The 7278-nt window shown below is 43.4% G+C and carries 8 protein-coding genes; all 8 read left to right on the forward strand.

The features are described 5' to 3' along the window. On the forward strand, positions 1 to 943 hold a 943-nt coding region (locus tag QZ735_RS10320), incomplete at its 5' end, for a TonB-dependent siderophore receptor (protein WP_294247839.1). An 11-nt stretch (positions 944 to 954) separates the two neighbouring features. Further along, positions 955 to 2055 (forward strand): HmuY family protein, encoded by a 1101-nt coding sequence (locus QZ735_RS10325; RefSeq protein WP_294247842.1) that lies wholly within the window; start codon positions 955 to 957, stop codon positions 2053 to 2055. A 23-nt stretch (positions 2056 to 2078) separates the two neighbouring features. After that, positions 2079 to 2957 carry a hemin ABC transporter substrate-binding protein gene (locus tag QZ735_RS10330; protein ID WP_294247844.1) on the forward strand — a complete coding sequence of 293 codons (879 nt, stop codon included), beginning with the start codon at positions 2079 to 2081 and terminating at the stop codon, positions 2955 to 2957. Further along, positions 2941 to 3984: an iron ABC transporter permease gene (locus QZ735_RS10335; protein WP_294247846.1), complete on the forward strand. Its 1044-nt coding sequence runs from the start codon at positions 2941 to 2943 to the stop codon at positions 3982 to 3984. Before QZ735_RS10330 ends, QZ735_RS10335 begins: the two co-directional genes overlap by 17 nt. Next, the gene (locus QZ735_RS10340) at positions 3981 to 4751 is read left to right on the forward strand and encodes a heme ABC transporter ATP-binding protein (protein ID WP_294247848.1); all 771 of its coding nucleotides are present in this window, start codon (positions 3981 to 3983) and stop codon (positions 4749 to 4751) included. The genes QZ735_RS10335 and QZ735_RS10340 overlap by 4 nt, the downstream gene beginning before the upstream one ends. Further along, complete coding sequence (locus QZ735_RS10345) at positions 4751 to 5401, forward strand: class I SAM-dependent methyltransferase (protein ID WP_294247851.1); 651 nt, start codon at positions 4751 to 4753, stop codon at positions 5399 to 5401. Before QZ735_RS10340 ends, QZ735_RS10345 begins: the two co-directional genes overlap by 1 nt. A 4-nt stretch (positions 5402 to 5405) precedes the next feature. Beyond that, positions 5406 to 6434 carry a ChuX/HutX family heme-like substrate-binding protein gene (locus QZ735_RS10350; RefSeq protein ID WP_294247854.1) on the forward strand — a complete coding sequence of 343 codons (1029 nt, stop codon included), beginning with the start codon at positions 5406 to 5408 and terminating at the stop codon, positions 6432 to 6434. Between the two features lie 322 nt (positions 6435 to 6756). After that, a partial coding sequence (locus tag QZ735_RS10355; RefSeq protein WP_294247857.1) for a ChaN family lipoprotein occupies positions 6757 to 7278 on the forward strand: 522 nt, incomplete at its 3' end.

Here is a 7278-nt window from a genome sequence, read left to right on the forward strand (position 1 = left end):
AGAAAATATCAACCGGACAATTTTTAATTATGCCAATTTCCTGTCAGCAGAATGGAAGCTGAATGATCAGCTTTCTCTGCGCCCCGGAGCAAGGCTGGCTTTAAGTGATCAGTTCGATTCGCAGTTCAATTATTCTTTTACTGCAAAATATAATTTTTCTGAAAAGTCTGATCTGAGAGGTGTCTTCGGTTCTGCAAACAGATTTCCGACTTATACTGAACTGTACACCTATCTGGTGGATAATAACCATGATATCCGGGGAAATGCGGATCTTACTCCTGAAACCGGATATTCCACTGGCCTTTTCTGGGATTACAATCCTGCCACTGCCGGGCAATGGAAGTTCAATCTCAGCTTTTCGGGAATGTATCTGCAGGTGAAGGACCGTATCGAAAGCGTTATTACGAACCCGAGTCCGCTGCAATACACCTATGTTAATGTAGATGATTATAAATCAGTGCTTTTGGGCGGGAGCCTGAATATAAGAAAAGACAACTTATCTATAAATACCGGAATCTCCGCTATGGGAATTTCAAGGGTAATGAATACCGGAAAACTAACCTCTCCGGATGATTACAATTTTTATGTGGAAGCCAATCTCGCTGCTAATTACACCTTTGCAAAAACGAACACGCTTCTTGCCCTGTATTACAAATATACCGGCAAAAACCGGCAATACGTCCATCGTAGCAATTCATCGGATCCCCTTGATGCGGGAGAGTATGTCCTGGGTGAAATTGATGCATTCAATATGCTGAATTTTACCGTTTCCCAGCCTTTTTTCAATAATCATTTTGAAATAAGCCTTGGAATCAAAAATATCTTTGATGTATCCTCCATCAGGAATACTACTGCTGTAGGGGACGGCCATAATGCAGGGGACAACAATCAGAATCTTTTCTACGGAAGAAGCTATTTCGCGAGATTAAATTATAATTTTTAATAATAAAAACAATGAAAAAAATACTTTTTACGCTTTTAGTAGGTGCTTTATTCATTACCCAGTCCTGTATCAATGATAATGAAGAAGCAGTAGCGGTACCAGGAGTCCAGGGATCCATAACAGACCCGAATGTAGGAGGACCGACACAGCCTAATCAGATATGGATTGATCTGAGCGACGTAGACAGTGATAACAGGCCCAAACAGACTGTTACCAGAAGAACTGACTGGGATCTCGCCTTTTATTCAGGAAGCAGCTTTAAAGTAATATTGAATTCCTCCATTATGATGGCGGCGGGCAAAGTTACCGGTACTCATGATTTCAGCCAGGTTGATCAGTCTAATGTTACTGCACTGATGAGCCAGGTACAGGTCGCTAACTTCAATCCTTCCAATGTTGCTTATATTGATGAGGTCAAAGGTAATTTTCCTGAAGGCTATACCGCTATTCAGGAGATCGCAGCGAATGATGCCGATAATCCGGTTTATCTTGTAAACATGGGGAAAGAAATTTATACCGGGACGGTAGCTGCAGGATCTGTAGCAACAGGCGGTGACAGCCGGGGCTGGAAAAAAGTACAGATCCTTAGAGCAGGAGAAGGGTATAAGGTGAAATCTGCAGATCTCGATGGAACTAATTATTATGAAGTTACGGTTGCTAAAAATACAGCTTATAATTATAGTTTCGTCAGCCTGAAAGATAAGAGGCAGCTTTTCATTCAGCCGGAAAAAAACAAGTGGGATCTTTGTTTTACAGTATTTACCAACACAATCGATGGGGCTGGAAGCTATATCTTTGCCGATTTCGTGACGCATAACAATGTGGGCGGAGTGGGTGCTTATGAGGTCCTTGTTACCTCAGGCTCAGGACTGGATGCCTATAATAATTTCAAACTGTCTGATATAGATCCTGCTAAGTTTACATATACCGATCAGCGGACTATCGGAGCCAGCTGGAGAAATCCGGTAGGGACCAATGGACTGGAAGTTTATGGTGACCGTTTCTATGTAATAAAGGATGCAGACGGATATTATTTCAAAGTGAAATTCTCCAGGATCACCAACTTAAAGGGAGAAAGAGGCTTTCCCCAGTTCGAATACAAACCTTTATAATATAATCAAATAATAAGTAGATCATGAAAAAATTCATTCTTGCCGCCTCCATGCTGGTTGCTGTGTACGCCTGTAAAAAAGAGGAAAGCGCCAAAACAGGAAATGCCACGGAAGTAAGCTCGGAGACCCCGAAATCCAACAATAAGATCGTCACCCTGAACGGAGGAATTACGGAAATCGTAGCCGCTCTGGGCCATGAAAAAGAAATTGTGGGCACCGATGTCACCAGCACGTATCCGGAATCGCTGAAAGCGACGGCCAAAGACCTGGGACATGTAAGGTCGATGACCATAGAACCGATTATGGCTGTTTCCCCGACCCTGATTTTAGCTTCGGATAAAGACATCAACCCGGCACTGATGGGGAAAATAAAGTCTTCCGGAATTAAAACGGAGATCTTTAAGCAGGAATTTACCGTAGACGGAACCAAAAAACTCATCGCAGACGTGGCAAAAACCATCGGAAGCGACGATTACCAGAAACTGAATGATAAAATTGATGCCGACCTGAAACAGATCCAGCCGATTGCCAAAAAACCGAAAGTCCTGTTCATCTATGCCAGAGGGAATATGCTGATGGTTTCCGGGAAAAATACACCGATGGCTTCTCTCATTGAACTTGCCGGCGGCGAAAATGCAGTTAATGATTTCGAAGATTTCAAACCGTTAACCCCTGAAGCGGTGGTGAAAGCCAACCCTGATGTGCTCTTCTTCTTTACCAGCGGATTGCAGGGTGCCGGAGGAAACGAAGGGGCTTTAAAAATGCCGGGCGTTGCCCAGACCAATGCCGGGAAAAACAAAAAGATCATTGCGATGGACGGAGGTCTGGTTTCAGGCTTCGGACCGAGATTGGGGGAAGCTGCTGTAGGATTAAACAAGCTGTTAATTGAAAACACGAAGTAAATTATACGTTTACGTCAGCATAAGTGCCATACTGCTGGCCATGATAGCAGTATGGTCTCTTAATACCGGAGTTTATGATTTCGGAGGAAAGTCGGCCTTTGAAGTGCTGGGTAAAATGATGAAAGGAGATCCGGGGTTGTCTTTAAGCGATCGGTATGTGGTCTGGGAAGTAAGGGCGGCCAGAATTGTGATGGCCATTCTCATCGGAAGCATGCTGGCCGTTTCGGGGACAAGTTTACAGGGATTATTTAAAAATCCGCTGGCCACAGGGGATCTGATAGGACTTACCTCGGGAGCAACTTTACTTGCCGCTGTTACCATCGTTTTAGGAGGGCACTTCAAGCAGTATCTTCCTGAAGCGGTACAGTTTTCACTGGTGGGGATCGCTGCTTTCATCGGTTCTTTCTTATCCATGCTGCTGGTCTACAGGATTTCGACAAGCGGGGGAAAAACAAATGTTGTCATGATGTTGCTGAGCGGGGTAGCCATTACGGCTATTGGCTTTTCCATCACCGGTTTCCTGATCTATATTTCGAAAGATGACCAGCTGAGGGATCTCACGTTCTGGAATTTAGGAAGCCTTGCCGCCGCCACCTGGACCAAGAACAGTATCCTGGCGGTTGTTTTAGTGATCTCTTACTTTATTCTGCTGCCAAAAGGCAAAGCGTTAAATGCCATGATGCTGGGTGAGAAAGATGCGCAGCATCTGGGAATTAATGTAGAGCGGCTGAAGAAGCAGATCATCCTCATTACCGCGCTGATGATCGGAAGCTGCGTTGCCTTTTCAGGAACGATCGGTTTTGTGGGCCTTATCGTACCTTATATTTTAAGGCTTCTCTTTAAATCCGATTATGCTTTCATTTTGCCGCTATCGGCCATTTTTGGAAGCATTCTGTTACTCACTGCCGATACGTTCAGCAGAAGTATTGTCGAACCTTCGGAACTGCCGGTCGGGATTCTGACCGCTCTCATGGGAGGTCCGATTTTTATTGCAATTTTAGTTAAATTTAAAAAATCACTGTTATGATCAGGGCGCATCAGATCAGTTATAAACATAAGGAATTCCATATCCTGGATGCGGTGGATGTCCATCTGGAATACGGTGAATTCCTGGCGATCGTCGGTCCGAACGGAGCCGGAAAGTCCAGCCTGCTGAGTGTACTGGCTAATGAAGTGAAATCAAAGCAGCAGGTTTTCTTCAAAGACAAACCGATCACTGACTGGGCGGTACCGGAACTGTCGAAACACAAGGCTAAATTTTCCCAGCACAACAGCAACGATATTCCACTGGAAGTGAAAGATGTGGTGATGATGGGACGGTATCCGTATTTTGATGCCCAGCCGAAACGGGAAGATCACGAAGCCATGAACAACATGATGTATGAAACCGATGTATTCCATTTGAAGGACAGGGAATACAATACGCTGTCCGGCGGAGAAAAGCAGCGGGTGCATCTTTCCAGAGTGATGGCCCAGCTGCAGAATGAAATTGCCCATAAGCTGCTGTTTCTGGACGAGCCGCTGAACAACCTGGATGTAAAACATCAGTACAAAGCCTTGGAAACCATTAAGAAGTTTACCCGGAAAGCCAATTCTGCGGTTGTCGTTCTGCACGATCTGAATCTCGCGGCGCAGTACGCTGATAAAATATTATTAATGAAATCGGGAAAAGTAGCCGCCTACGGAACACCGGAAGAAGTTTTTACTGCTGAAAACATCAGCAATGCTTACAATTTTCCGTGTACCATCTGCGAACACCCGGTCACCGCTAACCCTATGATCATTTTCGGATAATGGACCAGGAGAAACTAAAAATATTAGCCCAAAACCTTGCCCATCCCGAAGGCGAAAAAGGGATCGAGATCGGCGAGATGATGAATGCCACCAACATCGGGATGACGCTGGAAAGCATTAAAGTACTCCTGATCGAAGACAACGAACATATTCTTGAGATCGGCCACGGAAATGCAGGCCATGTGAAGAGTATTTTAAACAGGGCCCAAAACATAAAATATACGGGAATCGATATTTCTGCGACCATGCACAACGAAGCCAAAAGATTAAACGAAGCCTTCAGGGACCAGGCGGATTTTGTGTTGTATGACGGAGAAAAGCTGCCTTTTGAAGATAAAACATTTGATAAAATAGTTACCGTAAACACGGTTTATTTCTGGAAGCAGCCGGTGGATTATTTAAATGAAATCTACCGGGTTCTGAAAAAGACAGGAACTTTTGTTCTGACGTTCGGACAGAGGGATTTCATGGAAAAACTGCCGTTTACCCAATTCGATTTTACCCTGTACAATACCGATGAAATGGAGGAGACCGTTTCCGGAAGCTACTTCAGCAGAATGACGGTTTCCGAAAGGGAAGAAGAAGTGAAAAGCAAAACAGGAGAAGAAACCATAACAAGAAATTACACGATTTTAACCATAAAAAAATAAAATAATGAGCACATTAGTAAACGATCTAAAAGAAAAATGGGAAGCTCTTAAAGCTGAAAATCCGCACCTGAGAATCAGAAATGCAGCGGCAGAACTGGGTGTAAGCGAAGCCGAACTATTGGCAACCAGTGTTGGAGAAGGCGTAACGGTACTGAAGCCGGAGTTTCAGAATATTTTAACGGAAGCCGAACAATTAGGAAAAGTAATGGCTCTTACCCGTAACGACGAGTGTGTCCACGAAAGAAAAGGAACTTACCAGAACGGCGATTTCAGCAGTCCGCATGCCCAGCTTTTTGTGGGTGAAGATATTGATTTAAGGATTTTCCTGAACCACTGGAAATTTGCTTTTGCCGTGGTGGAAGGAGATAAAAAGAGCCTGCAGTTCTTCGGAAAAGACGGCTTGGCGCTTCATAAAATTTATCTTACCAAATACAGTAACGAAGCGGCTTTCGATGCAATCGTGGAGAAATTTAAGGGCGATGAACAGCATTCAGCTCTTGAATTTGAAGCGGTAGCCCCGAAGGCGGAAGAAAAACCGGATTCTGAAATTGATGTGGAAGGTTTTCAGCATGCATGGAAATCATTGAAAGATACCCACGATTTCTTCATGATGACCCGGAAATTCGGGGTAAGCAGAACACAGGCACTGAGACTGGCGCCGGAAGGATTTACCCAAAAAATTGAAAGTTCCAAAGTAGTAAATGTACTGGAAGATGCATCGGAAAAAGAACTTCCGGTCATGATTTTCGTAGGAAACAGGGGAATTATCCAGATCCACACCGGAAATGTAAAGAAAACGTTGTGGCACCAGCAATGGTTCAACGTAATGGATCCGGATTTCAATTTACATCTGGATGTAACCAAAATCGCAGAAGCCTGGATCGTGAAGAAACCAACGGAAGACGGCGAAGTGACAGCGATTGAAGTCTTCAATAAAGAAGGAGATTTCATCGTTCAGTTCTTCGGAAAAAGAAAGCCGGGAATCCCTGAGCTGCAGGAATGGAAAGACCTTGTGGCAGAGCTGGAAAAATAAATAGTCAGATTCATTTTTTAAAGCCGTTCTGTTTTTTTTGCAGGGCGGCTTTTTCTTCAGTTTAAACACAAATGTCACAGATAGCTTCACAAATTACATAGCTAATGCATGTCTAAAATTATGTCCGAGCCTTATTGCCTGCTTAATTGTCTTTTATATTCACGCAGATCTGGCACATCCCACAGATGTATTTGCCTGATAATTGTAAATATGGTATTAAGTTAAAATTAAACAGGTTTTAAAATTCAGAAGTTATCTTTACAATTATATGGTGATCTTTGTGATTCTTATTCGTGTCATTTGCGTTAACAAATTATTCATTATGAAAAATATCTTTATCTCTATATTGTTGGTTGCTTTCTGTTCAATTCATGCACAGGATTTCAAATCCTATCAGTTTTATGACAGAAAAGGAAAGGAAGTGAAAACGGAAAAACTGGTGGATGAACTGGCCGGCTATGATGTCGTATTCTTTGGTGAAAACCATAACAATTCCATCAACCACTGGCTGCAGCTGAAAGTAACGGAAGCTTTGTACCAAAAGAAAAACGGCCAGCTGATCTTAGGGGCGGAAATGTTTGAAAGAGACAATCAGCCCCAATTAAACAAATATCTGAGCGGAATGTTTGATGCCAAAACCTTAAAGGATTCCGCAAGATTGTGGAATAATTTTTCCACCGACTACCAACCGCTGGCTGATTTTGCGAAAGATAAAAAATTACCGTTCATCGCTACTAATGTTCCCAGAAGATACGCTTCCCAGGTTTCAAAAGAAGGGCTGGAATCTTTGAAGAGTCTGCCATCAAAAGATAAAGCTTATATCGCCCAGCTGCCGATCAGGGTA

This window comes from uncultured Chryseobacterium sp. (genome assembly GCF_913776365.1).
In the GTDB taxonomy this organism is placed as follows: domain Bacteria; phylum Bacteroidota; class Bacteroidia; order Flavobacteriales; family Weeksellaceae; genus Chryseobacterium.